Annotated in this window: 13 protein-coding genes; 8 read left to right on the forward strand and 5 right to left on the reverse strand. The window is 67.7% G+C overall.

Annotation, left to right across the window (positions count from 1 at the left end; genetic code table 11):
- The 4 genes from dnaJ to AC36XV_RS04735 form a co-directional block, all read left to right on the forward strand.
- On the forward strand, positions 1–1,101 hold a 1,101-nt coding region (dnaJ, locus tag AC36XV_RS04720; RefSeq protein WP_492202526.1), incomplete at its 5' end, for a molecular chaperone DnaJ.
- A gap of 119 nt (positions 1,102–1,220) precedes the next feature.
- On the forward strand, positions 1,221–1,754 hold the full coding sequence (locus AC36XV_RS04725; RefSeq protein WP_492202527.1) for a DinB family protein: 534 nt from the start codon (positions 1,221–1,223) through the stop codon (positions 1,752–1,754).
- Between the two features lie 40 nt (positions 1,755–1,794).
- Entirely contained in the window at positions 1,795–3,030 is a 1,236-nt protein-coding gene (locus tag AC36XV_RS04730; protein WP_492202528.1) for a vitamin K epoxide reductase/DsbA family protein, read from the forward strand.
- Positions 3,031–3,273: 243 nt separating this feature from the next.
- Positions 3,274–3,666 carry a VOC family protein gene (locus AC36XV_RS04735; RefSeq protein ID WP_492202529.1) on the forward strand — a complete coding sequence of 131 codons (393 nt, stop codon included), beginning with the start codon at positions 3,274–3,276 and terminating at the stop codon, positions 3,664–3,666.
- A 267-nt stretch (positions 3,667–3,933) separates the two neighbouring features.
- Here the strand turns inward: AC36XV_RS04735 and AC36XV_RS04740 are convergent, their stop codons facing one another.
- Positions 3,934–4,278, reverse strand: coding sequence for a putative quinol monooxygenase (locus AC36XV_RS04740; RefSeq protein WP_492202530.1), 345 nt, complete (start codon positions 4,276–4,278; stop codon positions 3,934–3,936).
- A gap of 129 nt (positions 4,279–4,407) precedes the next feature.
- On the reverse strand, positions 4,408–5,667 hold the full coding sequence (locus tag AC36XV_RS04745) for a cysteine desulfurase-like protein (protein WP_492202531.1): 1,260 nt from the start codon (positions 5,665–5,667) through the stop codon (positions 4,408–4,410).
- Between the two features lie 302 nt (positions 5,668–5,969).
- On the opposite strand from AC36XV_RS04745, the gene asnA reads away from it, so the two are divergent.
- The 4 genes from asnA to AC36XV_RS04765 all read left to right on the forward strand — a co-directional run bounded on the left by asnA (position 5,970) and on the right by AC36XV_RS04765 (position 10,895).
- A complete protein-coding gene (gene asnA, locus AC36XV_RS04750) occupies positions 5,970–7,106 on the forward strand; it encodes an aspartate--ammonia ligase (RefSeq protein WP_492202532.1) in 1,137 nt (378 codons plus the stop codon).
- 93 nt (positions 7,107–7,199) lie between these two features.
- The gene (locus AC36XV_RS04755) at positions 7,200–8,588 is read left to right on the forward strand and encodes a type I glutamate--ammonia ligase (RefSeq protein WP_492202533.1); all 1,389 of its coding nucleotides are present in this window, start codon (positions 7,200–7,202) and stop codon (positions 8,586–8,588) included.
- Positions 8,588–10,495, forward strand: a complete 1,908-nt coding sequence (locus tag AC36XV_RS04760) for an arylsulfatase (RefSeq protein ID WP_492202534.1) — start codon at positions 8,588–8,590, stop codon at positions 10,493–10,495. The genes AC36XV_RS04755 and AC36XV_RS04760 overlap by 1 nt, the downstream gene beginning before the upstream one ends.
- A gap of 31 nt (positions 10,496–10,526) precedes the next feature.
- Complete coding sequence (locus AC36XV_RS04765; protein ID WP_492202535.1) at positions 10,527–10,895, forward strand: hypothetical protein; 369 nt, start codon at positions 10,527–10,529, stop codon at positions 10,893–10,895.
- Positions 10,896–10,915: 20 nt separating this feature from the next.
- Here the strand turns inward: AC36XV_RS04765 and AC36XV_RS04770 are convergent, their stop codons facing one another.
- The 3 genes from AC36XV_RS04770 to tkt are packed head-to-tail and all read right to left on the reverse strand — an operon-like array spanning position 10,916 to position 16,220.
- Positions 10,916–13,747, reverse strand: a complete 2,832-nt coding sequence (locus AC36XV_RS04770; RefSeq protein ID WP_492202536.1) for a bifunctional transaldolase/phosoglucose isomerase — start codon at positions 13,745–13,747, stop codon at positions 10,916–10,918.
- Between the two features lie 2 nt (positions 13,748–13,749).
- A complete protein-coding gene (gene rpiB, locus AC36XV_RS04775) occupies positions 13,750–14,220 on the reverse strand; it encodes a ribose 5-phosphate isomerase B (protein WP_492202537.1) in 471 nt (156 codons plus the stop codon).
- The gene (gene tkt, locus AC36XV_RS04780; RefSeq protein ID WP_492202553.1) at positions 14,217–16,220 is read right to left on the reverse strand and encodes a transketolase; all 2,004 of its coding nucleotides are present in this window, start codon (positions 16,218–16,220) and stop codon (positions 14,217–14,219) included. Before tkt ends, rpiB begins: the two co-directional genes overlap by 4 nt.
- Between the last annotated feature and the right edge of the window lie 172 nt (positions 16,221–16,392).

Here is a 16,392-nt window from a genome sequence, read left to right on the forward strand (position 1 = left end):
ACGATCAAGAAGGCTTATCGCAAGCTGGCGATGGAGTTCCACCCGGATCGGAACGACTCGCCGGATGCGGAGGAGAAGTTCAAGCGCGTCACCGAGGCGTACGAGGTCCTCCGGGACCCCGACCTGAGGCAGCGCTACGATCGGTTCGGGGAGGCGGGGGTGAAGCGGGGCGCCGGTGCGGGCGCGGGCCCCGGGTTCGGCGGCTTCGACTTCGCGGATGCCTTCGAGGTGTTCATGCGGGAGTTCGGAGGGATGGGGTTCGGTGACCTGTTCGGAGGGCGATCGGGACGCTCCCGCGGCCCTCGCCGCGGCTCTGATCTCAAGCTCAAGCTGAACGTGTCCCTCGAAGATGCGGCCCGGGGGGTCGAGCGCAGCCTCAAGGTCAAGGTCCTCGACAGCTGTGCGCGGTGCGGAGGCTCCGGAGCAGAGCCGGGCACGACGCCCGAACGGTGCTCGACCTGCAACGGCGCAGGGGAGGTTCGGCAGGTACAGCGCTCGATGCTCGGCCAGTTCGTGAGCGTACGCCCATGCCCGGACTGCGGCGGTGCGGGAGAACGCATCCAGAATCCGTGCACGGAATGTTCCGGGGGTGGAAGGGTGCGCGTCGACCGCACCCTGAAGCTAGACGTCCCGGCCGGCGTTTCGACGGACGATTACCTGAAGCTCTCGGGACGGGGGAATGCCGGGCCGGATGGGGGACCGAGGGGCGACGTTCTCGTGCTCATCGAGGTGGACGACGACCCACGCTTCCAGCGGGTCGGGGACGATCTCGTGTACAACCTGGCCGTCACCATCAGCCAGGCCGCCCTCGGCGACGAGGTCGAGGTCCCGACCATCGTCGACGGGACGGCCCGCCTCAAGATCCCGGAAGGAGTCCAGAGCGGGCAGGCCCTGCGCCTCCGGGGGCGCGGCATGCCCCGGCTTCGCGCGACCGGTCGTGGCGACCAGGTGGTCCGCGTGCTCGTCTGGACTCCGACCTCCCTCTCCCGGGAGGAGCGCGAGCTGCTCGAGCGCCTCAGGGAAGTGGAGAAACCGGCCCCGGAACCGGACGCCGGGGAGCCCGGTTTCTGGGAGCGCGTCAAGCGAGCCTTCACCGCCTGATTTTCCTCCCTTCGCCCGTTTGGGGAACGGGTCTTGCACGAACACTCCGCGGACCAGAGACTCATGGGCATTCGACTTCCCGGCGTCCGGGAGTCGGGGGCCTTCTGCGGAGGTGTTCCATGAACGGCGTCGATGCGGGTCGGCCTGCGGAGAACGAGTACGATCCATACTACCGGTTCATGATCGATCTGGTGCCCGATCAACCCATCAAGACGGTGCTCGAAGAGCAGCGGTACGAGATCATGGGCCTTCTCGGGAGCCTGGATCACACCACGGCGGACCACCGGTACGCTCCGGACAAGTGGAGCGTTAAGGAAGTGCTCGGCCACGTCGCGGACACCGAGCGTATCTTCGGGGCGCGAGCGCTCTGTTTCGCACGTGGCGAGCAGCAGCCGCTTCCTCCCTTCGAACAGGACGAGTACGTGCGGTCCGCCGGATTCGACGTGCGCTCCCTGGCCAGCATGTCGAGGGAGTTCGAGGCCATCCGCCAGTCCACCGAGTGTCTGTTCGCGGGCTTCGACGAGGAGCAGTGGAATCGGGGCGGCATCGCGAACAACGCGCACATGACCGTGCGCGCCGTCGCGTACATCATCGCGGGCCACGCGGCGCACCACCTGAGGATCATCCGGGAGCGCTACCTGTCGCCCGACTGATCCGTGAAGAATGGCCCTCTCGGGCCCTGAGGGAGCCAGCATGAGTCCGTCCCTGACGCTCGACGGTTGGACCGGGAAGCGGTTTCTCAGCCTCGTGTCCGGCGCCGGTATGGCAGTGGCTTCTTACCTTACGATCCGGCATTTCTTCGCCGCGAACTACCCGGAATCGATCTGGGAAGGCTCGTTCTGCGACATTTCGGCGTTTTTCAATTGCGACAGTTCCGCCTACTCGAGCATCGCGGCCGTCGGCGGGGTGCCGATCGGGGTGTTCGGAGCGATCGTCGGGGGCCTGGTCGTGCTCGGGGCGCTGCTCCCGTCGGCGAAGGTGGAGCGAACCAACAAGTCGCTGGCCCTGGTCAACGGGATCGGAGTGGTCACGCTGCTGCTCTATTCGGTGCTCGTGCTCGGCAGCCTGTGTCTTCTGTGTTCCGGCTTCTACGCCTTCTCGCTTCTCAGCCTGTTCCTGTTCTGGCGCTACGGAATCGATCGCGACGAGCCCGGCTGGGCCGCGCGCTGGCTGCGTCCCTCGGCGTCGGTGCTCTTCGTGCTGGCCCTGTTCACGGTCACCCAGGCCTGGGCGGCGAGCCGGTATCACGAGGCGCGGCGGGATGCCCAGAGTGGAGGCGTCGCCAGTCGAGTGGTCCAGCAGTACTTCTCACTTCCCGAGGTCCCGTGGCCGAGCGTGATCTCGCCCTATCGCACGGTCAGCTCCACCGAGGACTTCGAGGCGGCGCCGATCCGGGTGGTGGAGTTCGGCGATCCCCTGTGCTCGGACTGCCAATACCTGCACGGGCAGATGAAACGGCTCGCGGAGGAGTTCGAGGGGCAGCTCAACGTCGCCTTCCAGTTCTTCCCGCTCGAGGCGAAGTGCAACGACGTGGTGGAGAAGGACAAGCACCCGGGAGCTTGCGAGACGTCCTACCTCCTGGCCTACGACGTCGAGAAGTTCCCCGAGCTGCTCGACGAGGTGTTCACGAACTTCGAGCAGGCCAAGACGCCGGAGTGGAGGGCAGACCTGGCCCGGCGCTACGGCGTGGAGGCGGCGATCACGGATTCGGCCACGATCGAGACCGTGGCCCGCCAGATCGCGACCGGCGCAGAATACGAGAAGACGTCGGAGGCGTACTCGCACGGAATTCGTTCCACGCCCACCCTCATCATCAACAATCGGATGGTGATCGGCACGTTTCCCTACGAACAGCTGCGCGCGATCTTCCAGGCCGTGCTCGAGGAAGAGCAGACGGGCGGGCGGTTCATGGAGAACTGGGTGGAGTAGCGACGGTCTCAACGCATCCCACGATGCCGGGCTCCGTCGACGCACAGGCACTCGCCTGACACTCCGCCGGGGAAGTGGCGATTTCGAAGCCGCGTTCGGCACCGGTGAGACACTCGCCTGGTGAAGTCGGCGCTGCACGGCGCTCCGTGTCTTTCGTCGCCTCAGCGGCTCGACTATGTTCCTGCTTCCCCCCCCCGAACGCTGTCCCATGCGTACGCGCACACCACGAGAAAGGCACCGACCATGGGCATCCGTCCTGCCACGTCCGGCGTGCACCACGTCGCGCTGCGTGTGACCGACCTCGACAGGTCCCGGAGCTTCTACGCCGACACCCTGGGTTTTCCGATCATCCTCGAGCAACCCGGCCTGGTCATCTTCCTTGCCGGCGACACTCCGATCGGTCTGCAGGGTCCGCGGGAGGCCACACCACCGGGTGATGTATTCGACCCGATGCGCGTCGGTCTCGACCACCTCGCTATCGGGTGCGAGGAAGAGTCGGAGCTCCAGAGGGTCGCCAGCGCGCTGTCGGATGCCGGGGTCGAGAACACCGGTGTCAAGCTCGATGAGACGCTCGGTAAGCTCTACGTGGCCTTCAAGGATCCCGATCGGATCGCGTGGGAATTCTACATGGTCTGAGACAAGAGCCGCCTCAACCCATGACGTCCTGAAGCCTGGCCGTGTCCACGTACTGCTGGAACTTGATGATCTTACCGTTCTCGAGCGTCCAGATGTGACAGACCTGCGTCTCCGCGACCGAACGCCTCGTACACGTCGGCGACGGTCGAGGAGGAGTCAGGGAATCGACGGACCTGTCTCGACGCGGCCGAGAGGCATTCAGGGCCGACAAGCTCGTGAGTTTCCGCTCAATGGCCGCGCCCCGGTCCGATCCGATGGACCGGAGCGTCAGAGCGACTGAAACGGCCGGAAGAACTTGAAAGGTAGCGCCGCGGTCGCCTCGAGCAGCTCCTCGGTCGGGTCACCGTAGATTTCGAACACCGGGTCGCCGATCGCCGAGATGTCCGCCAGCAGATCTCCCAGGTTCGCCGCGTGTTCCAGGATCGCGTTCGAGTCGCGGTATCGCTCCAGGACGATGCACTCGGACTCGTCTGCGCTGAAGAACCAATCATACTGCAGTGTGCCCGTATCCTTCTCTCTCGTGCTGTCCATGCACTGCCTGGCGAGGTCCCGGAACGCGTCCAGCTTTCCGGGTTGAATCGAGAACCGGGCAATCAGATGCAGCTCACTCAAGCGGACCTCCAGGGCATTCAGGTGTCGCCGACCGGTCCCGTTCGGGGCTGTTCACGCGGGCGGCACGCGCCGGATCGGCCCCACCTTACACATATTCGAGTCCGTGGCGCCAGCTTGCGGCTCTACTGCTCACCCCGCGATCCGTCTGACGGCCGCGACCAGCCGGTCCACCTCCTCCATCGTCGTGTAGCAGGCGCAGCCGGCTCGCAGCAATCCGCCGGGCTCCACCCCGAGGCGGGCGGTGACCAGCGAGGCATAGAAGTTCCCGTGCGACAGGAAGAGCCCGTGCTCACGGGAGAGGCGATCGGCGGCGGCCTCCGGGCTCCAGCCTTCGATCGTGAACGAGACGGTGGGCGTTCGAGGTTGGCCCGGTGGCGGACCGAACACGCGGATCCCATCCGTGGAGACCAGCCCTTCCCAGAGTCGACGCACCAGGTCGTCTCCCCTGCGGGAGAGTTCCTCGAAAGCCGCGTCGAGACGCTCGGCGCGGTTGCCGGCGGAGGCTTGCCCGGCGAGGGAAGCCAGGAACTCCACCGCGGCACCGGCCCCCGCGATCCCTTCGTGGTTCAGGGTGCCCGTCTCCCAGCGCTCCGGAGGCGCATCCGGAGCCGGGGCCAGCTTCGGGGGCGTGATCTCGGCCAGAAGGCCCGGCTTGCCCCACAGCACCCCTACGTGAGGCCCATAGAACTTGTAGGGGGAGCAGACGAGGAAGTCGCAGCCGATCCGGCCCACATCGGTCCGCTCGTGCGGGGCGAAGTGGACCGCGTCGACGAACAGGAGAGCGCTGACGGATCGGGCGAGATCTCTGGCCCGATCGAGGTCGACCAGGGTGCCCAGCGCGTTCGAGGCGGCCGTCACGGCTACGAGTCGCGTCCTGGGCGAGAGCGCGTTCTCGAACGCGGTCCAGTCCAGATCTCCCGTAGCGGGATCCAGAGGCACGACCCGAACGACGACCCCTCGCTCCACCTCGAGATCCCGCCACGGCGAAACGTTGGCCTGGTGGTCGAGCTCGGTGACGACGATCTCATCCCCCGGACCCCACCGGCGTCCGAGGGCCCGGGCGGCGTGAAACGTCAGAGTGGTCATGTTGGCTCCGAACACCACCTCGTCCGGTCCTCCGCCCAGAAAGTCGGCCATCGCGGAGCGGCTGGCCTCGAGCACCCGGTCGAGCTCGCGAGACGTGTCGTACGCCCAATGGGCATTCGCGTTGTGTTCGAGGAGTTGCGTTCGAACGGCGTCGGCGACGCCCTGCGGGACCTGGGTACCCCCCGGCGCGTCGAAGTATGCGACTGGGATGCCGCCACGCTCCCGGGTCAGGGCGGGGAAGGCCTCACGAATTCGCGCCACGGACGCGATCGAGGACGGAGCAGCGGAGGGCGTGTCGGTCATCGGCATCCCCTGTCGGTGAACGTGCGAAGCAGCGGCTTTCTCGGCGGAGGAAGCTACCATCGGGCGACGGGTTCCGCAGTCGGGCGCGGTCCGTTCGCGTCGGATCCCCGGACAAAAAGTCCCGCACGGCCATCGGTACACCTACAATTTGGTGTATGTAACATAATGTAAGCGTATAAATATAGTCGGTTATAGGATCTGCACTGCGGCGGCCCGGGTGGCTCGGTTCCTGCGGTATGACGGGCGCGATCGAGTCGATGGCCGGGTCTGTCCGGCGCGCACTGGCATTCACGGAGAAGACGATGAGCACGACATACGACAAGAAGGCCGACCTGGCCGGGCCCGGCGTCAGCACCTACGAGGAAGTGGCGAAGATCCTTCCCACGGACTACAGGCCTCTTCTCGGTCCGAAGGACACGATGAAGGCCCTGTTCGATGTGAAGCGTTACATCGAGGACGGCCTGGCGCGCGAGCTCAACCTGATGATGATCCAGGTCCCGCTCATCGTCCGCGTGGACAGCGGCGTCAACGACATGCTGGACCGGGACGGCTCCCGGACGCCGGTCGAGTTCAACTGCGGTCTGGGACTCGACGAGCCGATCCGGGCCAGCGTGGTCCAGGCCGCGACGAAGTGGAAGCGGATGGCGCTCAAGCAGTTCGACTGCGTGGCGGGGGAGGGAATCAACACGGACATGAAGGCCGTCCGGAAGGACTATTTCCTCGATCACGACCACAGCTCGTACGTGGATCAATGGGACTGGGAGAAGGTGATCACGGCGGACCAGCGAAACCTCGCCTTCCTCACGGACACGGTGCAGCGGATCTGGAAGGTGTTGAAAGGCGCCCAGGACTACGCGTTCGAGAAGTACCCGGCACTCGACGATCCCCGATACCCGCGGCTGCCCGACGAGCTCGTCTTCCTGCACGCCGAGGAGATCCTCGAGATGTACCCGGATCTCCCGCGCAAGCAGCGAGAGACGAAGATCATCCAGGAGCATCCGGCGATCTTCATCTACGGGATCGGCTGGCCGCTGGCCGATGGGTATCCGCACGAGATGCGCGCCGCCGACTACGACGACTGGATCACGGACACGTCCGCCGAGACGGGGAAGGACACGCACGGTCTGAACGGCGACATCCTGGTTTGGAACCCGGTCACGAAGAGGCGGCACGAGCTGACCTCGATGGGGATCCGGGTAACCAAGGAGACGCTGGTCCAGCAGCTCGAGATGAGCGGCCAGATGGACTACCTGGAGCAGCCGTACCACCAGGCCATCCTCAACGACGAGATTCCGCTCAGCATCGGCGGTGGAATCGGTCAGTCGCGAACCTACATGCTGCTGCTCCGGAAGGCGCACCTCGGGGAGGTGAGCGTGACCGTGTGGCCGGACGAGTTGAAAGAGATCTGCGAAGAGCGCAACATCGTGGTGCTCGAGTAGGCGACAGCCGGATCCCGGAATTGAGGGGCCGCGGGGGCTGACGAGCTTTCGCGGCCTCGTCTTCAGGAGGGACCCGGGGCGCAGGGAGGCTACGTGGTGGACCACGGTGTGACGTTCGGCGAGGGAGGTCTCGAGCGGGCGCTCGACCGTCCGCGTGCGGACTGGACGGTGGACGACCTGGCGTACCTGTTCGAGAAGGGACGCGCACGAGGGCTCAGCCTCATGCACGTGGGGGGCGATGGGTGGTTGAAACGCCTCGACTTCATGCCCCCCGACGAGGCCCGTCTGCGAAAGGTGTGCGAGGCCGGGGAGCGGGCGGATGGGTCGAGCCTGTTTCCCGGCTCGGGGATTCCCACCGGGAGCTCCGACATCGTCCTCCGGCCCCGCATCGATTCGGCGTTCCTGGATCCGTTCTCCGCGGTTCCGACCCTGGTGCTCCTGTGCGGTCACTCGGGTCCCGACGGTGCGCCGTTGCCCCAGTCGCCGGACACCATCGTCCACCGGGCCATGGTCCGGCTTCAGGAGCGCACCGGCGTGCAGCTCCTCGCGCTCGGAGAGGTCGAGTACTTCCTCGGAAAGCGGCGGGACGAGAGCGACATCTACGGTGCGGACGACCGGGGCTATCACTCGGTCTCACCGTTCGTGTTCGGTGAGCCGCTGAGGCGGAGGGCCCTCGAGCTTCTCGTGGACCTCGGCGTGCACGTGAAATACGCGCACAGCGAGGTCGGGTACATCGAGCCTCGTCAGCCGGACGGCGTGATCTGGGAGCAGCACGAGATCGAGCTCGGTCTGGACACGCTGCCGCGAGCCGCGGAAGGGATCCTTCTCACCCAGTGGGTGCTCAGGAACCTGGCGCACCGGAACGGCATGCGGTGCAGCACGGACCCGATCATGGCCGAGGGGCACGCCGGCAACGGCCTGCACTTCCATCTCGCGCCGTCGCGGGACGGCGAACTGCTGCCGATCCGGGGTCCCGACGGGGCACTCTCCGACCCGGCCCGTTGGCTGATCGGCGGCCTGGTACAACTGGGCGCCGCCCTCATGGCGTTCGGAAACCGGGCTCCGGGCTCCCTGACCCGACTGACGCAGGCGAAGGAAGCGCCGAACCGCATCACCTGGGGCGAGTACGACCGGTCCGCCCTGATCCGACTGCCCGCCCAGGCCATGGATGCGTCGGGAGAGTCGGTGAGTCCGGCCACCGTGGAGTTCCGGCTTCCGGACGGCTCGGTGTTTCCCCACCTGCTCCTGGCCGGAGCCGCGCTGGCCATGATCGAGGGCGCTGCCACCGGGGACCTGGACGATCTGCTCGCGGCCACCTCGACGGTCACGATGAAGGAGGGTGGCGACCGGGCCGCATCCGTGCCGTCGAGCTTCGTCCAGGTGGCCGCCGCGGTCGCGGAGCACCGGAGCGCCTTCGAGGCGGATGGCGTGTTTCCGGCGCCGCTCCTCGACCGCCTCGTGTCGGACCTGGAGCACATCTGATGTGGAGGGCCCTGTCATCGCGGCGAGGCGGGAGGCTGACGACCTCGGGGACCGCCCTTCTCGTGCTCCTGGCGCACAGCTGCACGCCCATCGATGAGCTCGCTTCGGAGAGACCCAGCATCATTCTCATCGTGGCTGACGATCTCGGGTACGGGGAGCTCGGAAGCTATGGTCAGGAGCGGATCCGCACCCCCGTTCTGGACCGCCTGGCCGGTGAGGGCATGCGCTTCACGCGCCACTACTCGGGAAGTCCGGTATGCGCGCCTTCGCGTGCGACCCTGCTCACCGGTCTTCACACGGGCCATGCTCCGGTGCGGGACAACGATGAGATGACGGAGCGCGGCGACGTGTGGCGCGACACGCTCATCGAGGGAAACCACCCGCTCCCGCCGGGGACGCGGACGATCGGCCGAATGCTGCAGGAGGCCGGGTACGTGACCGGCGTGATCGGCAAGTGGGGTCTCGGAGGACCGGGCGACAGCGGCGAGCCGAACCTGCAGGGGTTCGACCACTGGTTCGGGTACCTGTGCCAGCGGGAGGCCCACAACTACTATCCCACGCACCTGTGGAGGAACGGGCACAAGGAGGCGCTTTCCGGAAACCCCTTCTTCCGGGCTCACCAGCGACTGCCCGAAGCCGCGGATCCGTACGACCCGGATTCGTATGTGCCGTACCGCGGTCAGACCTACTCGATGGACGCCCTGCTCGAGGACGCCGAGAGCTTCATCCGTGAGCACGCCGGGGACCCGTTCTTCCTGTACCTGCCGTTCCCCGTGCCCCATGTCGCTCTCCAGGTACCCGAGGCGTCCGTCCAGCCCTACCTCGGAGCGTTCGAAGAGACGCCCTATACCGGGGACCGCGGCTACCTTCCGCACCCCACCCCGAGGGCGGCGTACGCAGCCATGATCACCCGGATGGATACGGGCATCGGCCGACTGCTCTCCGTTCTCACCGAGCTCGGGATCGCCGACCGCACGGTGGTGATGTTCACGAGCGACAACGGGCCGACGTTCAACGGCGGCACGGATTCCGACTTCTTCGAAAGCACCGCCGGTCTGCGAGGGCTCAAGACCACGCTGTACGAAGGGGGGATTCGGGTGCCGTTCATCGTTCGCTGGCCCGGGCGCGTCGAGCCGGGGAGCGAATCCGACCACGTGTCCGCCTTCTGGGACTACCTGCCGACCGTGGCCGAGATCGCCGGCCTGGACCCTTCGGTCGCGGCCGGATCCGACGGCCTCTCGATGGTGCCGGCGCTGACGGGCGACGAGGCGGCCCAGGCTTCACACGACTACCTGTATTGGGAGTACCACGGCGCCCAGGCGATTCTGGCGGGAGGGTGGAAGGCGATCCGAACGACCCCGGAGGCCCCCCTGCAGCTGTACGACCTCGAGGCGGATCCGACGGAGTCCACGGATGTGGCGTCCGAGAATGCCGATCGGGTCGAGCGCCTCGTGGCTGCCATGGACCGGGCCCGGACGCCGTCCGATTTCTTTCCGCTCGACCCGTCCGTCGCGGCGCGTCTCGGACGGGTGCGCAGGGCGTGCGGTCTCGTGTCGGCGGCGCTGCGCTCCTCACTCGGGATGGCGCCGGATACTCCGGTAGACCCGGGGGGACCCGGGGCGCCACGGCCGACCTGCGAGGTCAGGCTTCGGACCGACTCGATCGACGTCTCCGTCGGAGAGGAATCGCTGCAGGCGGTCCGGTCAGCGTTCGAGTCGGCGGGCTGGTCTCCGGATCCGTCCGCCCTCGCCGACGGGCCGGGGGAGTCGGCGTCCGCCTGGGTGCACGAGGGCGTCCGATGCGAGGTGGCCGGGGGCTGGCCATCGAGCCTCGTGGACGGAGAGATCGTCCGGGAGGGCGCATTCCTGCTCGAAGCCCGGTGCCTGGCCACCGACCTCGAACCTTGACCCCTTACCCGAGCCGTCCGAGGATCGCCCCATGAGAGCCCTGCGAACCATGATCATCGTGCTGGCCCTGGTGGTTCTGGCCGCTCACTTCAGCCGGGCGGGCCGGCAGGGGCTGGCCGGGCTGATGCTCCTCCTGCCGCTTCTGCTCGCGGTGCGGGCGCCGTGGGCGGGCTGGACCCTTCGCGCCGTTCTGGTCCTCGGAAGTCTGGAGTGGATCCGCACCCTGACGAGGCTGGTGGGGGAGCGGCGGGCGCTTGGGGAGGACTGGGGACGCCTGGCGATCATCCTCCTCGTGGTGGCCGCCGTGACGTTCGGGGCCGCCGTGGCGGTGCGGATCCGGGCCGCGGAAGACGGCGGTGAACCCGGCTCCACCTCCTCACCGGAGAGCCCGCCCGGCTGACCGGCCAGGCGGATGTCGACTCAGACCGTCTCGATCGCGTTCGCGATCGTGTCCAGGCCCTCGTCCACGGTCCAGCCCAGGTGGGCGTGGAGGACGGAACGGCCTCTTTCCCGCAGGGTCCGGACATCACCGAGGGCCTGCGCTCGCAATAGCGTCCCGAGCGTCGGCCCGCCTTCGGGAGCCGGCGGGTCCTCGGCAGGATCCGCGGTGAGCACGAGGTAAAGCCCCCCGGCAGGCCCGCCCTTGTGGAGCTGTCCCGTGGAGTGGAGGTAACGGGGACCGTACCCGAAGGTCGTCGGCGTTCCGGTCGCACGCTCGATCGAGTCCCGGAGGCGCTCGGTGCGCTCCGCTCGCGAGGGAGTGCCTCCGAAGTAGCCCAGAACCGCGATGTACGGCGGGTCGGATTCGGAACCCAGCCAGCGCCGGGTCGCGTCTGCCACGGAGGTCTCGCCGTCCAGCCCGGCGTCTTCGGGACGGTCGCCGAGGATCGTCACGGCTCCCTCCGATGCGAGGACGGTCGAGTCCGGGAAGCGTCCGGCGTCTGCCCGCTCCTCGAGCAGGGAGGCGGTGGCCTGCTTCGCGGCGGCGACGTCCGGCTCGTCGAAGGGGTTGACGCCGAGGAGCGCTCCAGCGATCGCGGTGGCGATCTCCCACCGGAGGAATTCGCCTCCGAGCGCCTCCGGCTCAGGGATCCGAATGCGGAAGACCGGATGTCCCTCGCGGTCCAGAGCCCCGAGCGCCGGTTCAACCGGGTCCGGGTCGCCGGCCACGGCGCAGTGCACGAACACCCGGTCGCTCGCCGCCTCGCCCGGCGTCGGAATCCCTCCGGCGGTGAGTGGCACGATCCCGGTTCCCTCCTTGCCGGTGCTCTCCGCGACGAGCTGCTCGATCCAGAGAGGAAGCGCATTCACGCTGCGGGTGGCGGAGAGGGACAGCTTGTCGCGGCCGTTCCTGGCGAGGATGCCGAGGGCGGCTCCAAGACGCACGGCGGGATTGACCGATTCGGGCAGGCCCGGAGAACATTCGCACTCCATCTCGGCGGCCCACCGCACGACCTGCCGGACGCTCGCTCCCATGAGGCTCATGGGGAGGAGACCGAACACCGTCAGGGCCGAATACCGGCCGCCGACGTCCTCCGGGGCCTCGAAGACGCGACGGAAATCCTCCCGTCCGGCCATGGCGATGAGCGGTGATCCGGGATCGGTGACGGCCACGAACCGGCTGCCGGACGCCGGCACCTCCTCGCGTTCCAGCCAGTCACGGAAATGCCGGTAGAGCGTGAGCGTCTCGATCGTGCCCCCGGACTTGCTGGCCACGATGAACAGGGTCGTGAGGGGATCGAGCCGCTCTTCCACCCGCGTCACGGCCGCGGGATCGACCGAGTCGAGCACGTGCAGCCTCGGGAAGCCTTCGGCCGCGTCGAAGGACCGGGACGCGACCAGGGGACAGAGACTGCTTCCGCCCATACCGAGGAGCACGACGTCGCGGACCCCCTCTACGCGGATCTCCTCCGCAAAGGCCAGCAGCTCATCGAGCCGCGCCTCGGCTTCGTCCGCGCCGCGCGTCCAGCCGAGCCGGTTCGCGATCCGCTGCCGCTCGGCGGGGTCTTCCGCCCACAGCGAGGGATCGCCCGCGGCCATGCGGAGGGCGAAGCGCTGTTCGTGCAGCGCCGTGAGGGTCGCCTCGAGCCCCACGACGGGGCGGTCGGGCTCCACCATTTCGGCTCGATCTTCGGCGCGCATCTCGGAACGCCGACTCGCGAGCCCGGCGAGGAGCGCATCGAACGGGTCCAGGAACTTCTGCGCCCCCTCGTCCACCAGCTGAGAGTTCACCGCTTCCATGTCGATCCCGACCTCGGCCAGGTCGGCGAACACCTGCTCGGCCTCGCCAACGCCTTCCAGGATGGCGTCGGGCACGACCCGGCCGTGCTCGGCGAAGGCCTCGATCGTCACCTCGGGCATGGTGTTGACCGTATCTCGGCCGACCAGGGGCTCCACGTATCGCACCGGGTCGTACAGCGGGTTCTTCGTGCTGGTGCTGGCCCACAGCAGACGCTGCGGACGGGCTCCGGCTTCGGACAGCGAGATCCACTCGGGATCGGCCACGATCGACTGGTAGCTGCGGTACGCCAGCCGTGCACTGGCGATCGCCGCCCGTCCGTACAGGGACTGGGCCGCCGGATCTCCCCCTGGGGACCGGACCCGGTGGGAGAGGAGGGCGTCGACGAGCACGTCGATGCGGCTCAGGAAGAAACTGGCGACCGAGGCGATTCCGTCGATCGGAAGACCCTCGGCCGCACGCCGCCGCAGGGCCCGCACGTAGGCCCGGGCCACCTCTTCATACGCCGGCACGGCGAACAGCAGGGTCACGTTGACGTTGATGCCCTCGAAGAGGAGCTCCTCGATCGCCGGCACCCCATGGACGGTGCCGGGGATCTTGATCATCAGGTTGGGTCGGTCCACGGCCGCCCACAGGTGCCGGGCCTCGGCCAGGGAGCCGTCGGTGTCGTGCACGAGGTGGGGGGAGACCTCGAGGCTGACGTATCCGTCCACTCCGGCGGACTCGTCGTACACCGGCCGAAGCACGTCGCACGCCTCCCGGATGTCCGTGACGACGAGCGCTTCGTAGATGTCCTCCACCGAAGCGCCGGACGAAGACAGCTCGGCGATCTGGTCGTCGTAGTCCGAGCCGGACGAGATGGCCTTGTGGAAGATCGCCGGGTTGGACGTGACACCCCGGAGTCCCTGCTCGCGCACCCGGCGGCCCAGTTCTCCGCTGCGGATCATCCCGCGGGTGAGGTTGTCGAGCCAGTAGCTCTGTCCGTGCGCCAGGAGGTCGAGAAGGACCTGCATGATCAGTCTCCCGTTTCGCTAGAAAGGTAGTCCCTCTCCACGCTCCGAAGCTTCTCGAGTCGGCGGCGGTGACGCTCCCCGTCGGAGAAGTGCGATCTCATGAACGTTTCCGTCACCTCCCGAGCCACCTCGATGCCGATCACGCGCTCACCGAGGCAGAGAACGTTCATGTCATCGTGCTCGACGGCCTGCCGGGCCGAGTAGGTCTCGTGACAGATTCCGGCGCGCACGCCCGGGACCTTGTTGGCCACGATGCAGACGCCGACCGCGCTGCCGCACACGAGGAGCCCGCGGTCGGCCTCTCCCCGGGCGACCGCTTCCGCGACGGCGCGGGCGTAGTCCGGGTAGTCCACCGACTGCGGGCCATCGGTCCCCAGGTCCATGACCTCGTGACCCAGGTCCCGAAGGTGATCGGCGAGCCGTTCCTTGTACCGGAATCCCGCGTGATCGGAGCCGACGGCCACCCGGCTCACGCGCCACCCGCCATCCGGAGTCCGATCTGCACGATGTTCTCGACACTGAATCCGTAGTGCTCGAACAGTTCACCGGCCGGTGCGCTCGCCCCGAAGCTCTCGATGCCGAGCACCTCTCCATCGTCCCCGACCCACTCCCTCCAGCCGAGCGGGCTTCCGGCCTCGATGGCCAGCCGCCGAGTGACCTCCGGAGGGAGAACCTCGTGCTGATAGGCCAGCTCCTGTTCCCTGAACACCGACCAGCTCGGCATGCTGACGACCCGGGTCCCGACCCCTTCCGCCACCAGCTTCTCCCGTGCCGCCAGCGCGACGGCCACCTCCGACCCGGAGGCGATCAGGATCAGGTCCGGCTGCGCGTCGTGGACATCCTCGAGGATGTAGGCACCCATGTGCAGCCCGACCGCCCGGCCCGGTCCATCCACCCGCAGCACCGGCACGCTCTGACGCGTCAGGACGAGCACGGTCGGACCGTCGTCACGCACCATGGCCTCGCGCCACGCTTCCACCGTCTCGTTCGCATCGGCGGGTCGGATCAGCCGCAGCCCGGGCATGGCCCGCAGCGACGCCAGGTGCTCGATCGGCTGGTGCGTCGGTCCGTCCTCGCCGAGGCCGATCGAATCGTGGGTCATCACGTAGATCACCGGTTGGCGCATGAGGGCGGCAAGCCGGATCGCCGGACGCGCGTAGTCGGTGAACACGAAGAAGGTCGCGGCGTACGGCCGTATCCCTCCGTGCAGCGCCATTCCGGTCGACGCGGCCGCCATCAGGTGCTCCCGCACTCCCCAGCGGACATTGCGCGCTCCGTAGTCATCGGGTCCGAAGTCCGCCGAGAAGTCCAGGAGCGTGTTGTTGGAGGGGGCGAGATCCGCGCTGCCGCCCATGAGCCAGGGCACTCGTGCGGCGATGGCGTTCAAGGCGGCGCCGGATGCCTTCCGGGTGGCCAGGGGACCGTCCGCCTCATCGTAGCTCGGGAGGCCGGAATCCCAATCGGGCGGCAGGCGTCCGTCGAGCGCCGCCTCGAACTGGGTCGCCAGGTCGGGATGCGCCGAACGATAGGCCTCGAAACGGTCCCGCCAGTCGGATTCCTCTTCCGCTCCCTTCGAAACCGCCTCCCGCATGTGGGTGAGTGCCCGCTCGGGGACCAGGAAGGTCTCATCGGCGGGCCACCCGTAGGCCTGCTTGGTGAGCGCGACCTCGTCCTTCCCGAGGGGCGATCCATGAGCGGCCGCCGTGTCCTGCTTGTTCGGTGAGCCGTACCCGATGTGCGAGCGGATCACGATCAGGGAGGGTCGGTCCCGGTTGGCTCGCGCGGCCGAAAGCGCCTCCCGGATGGCCGTGACGTCGTTCGCCGATTCCCCCAGGTCCCGGACGTCCCAACCGTAGGCGCGGAAGCGGGCCGGAACGTCATCCGAATAGGTGAGATCCGTGGACCCGTCGATGGTGATCCGGTTGTCGTCGTAGAGAACGATCAGCTTTCCGAGCCGGAGATGACCGGCCAGGGAGCCGGCCTCGTGCGACGCTCCCTCCATGAGGTCGCCATCGCTGCACACCACGTACGTGAAGTGGTCGACGATCGAATGACCCGGGCGGTTGTAGACCGCGCCGAGGTGCGCCTCCGCCATGGCCATGCCCACGGCTGTCATGATCCCCTGGCCGAGCGGCCCGGTGGTCGTCTCGACGCCAGGCGTCAGGCCGTGCTCGGGGTGTCCCGGCGTCCGGCTGTTCCACTGCCGAAATCGCCGGATCTCGTCGAGCGGCAGATCGTAGCCGCTCAGGTAGAGCATGGCGTACAGGAGCATGGAGGCATGTCCAGCCGAGAGAACGAAGCGATCCCGGTCGAACCACTCCGGGTTCCGCGGGTTGTATCGCATCTCCCGGCTCAGGGCATAGGCGACCGGAGCCAGGGCCATCGGCGCTCCCGGATGACCCGAGTTGGCCTTCTGGACGGCATCGATGGCCAGGGTCCGGATCGTCTGGATCGACAACTCTTCGAGACTCATTTCGTCGAGGGAAGCCGCGTCGCGACCCTCCTCGGCCCGGGCTTCGGGGGCAGGCGGTTTCATTGCGGACATGGGTTCTCGTGTGTTGGTATCGGCGCGGGCTGCCCGGGTGGCCGGGCGGTCGACGCCCAAAGGATACCACGGGCGTGGAGGTTGCGCACCTCTTCGACCG

It is taken from the genome of Candidatus Benthicola sp. (assembly GCF_058719085.1).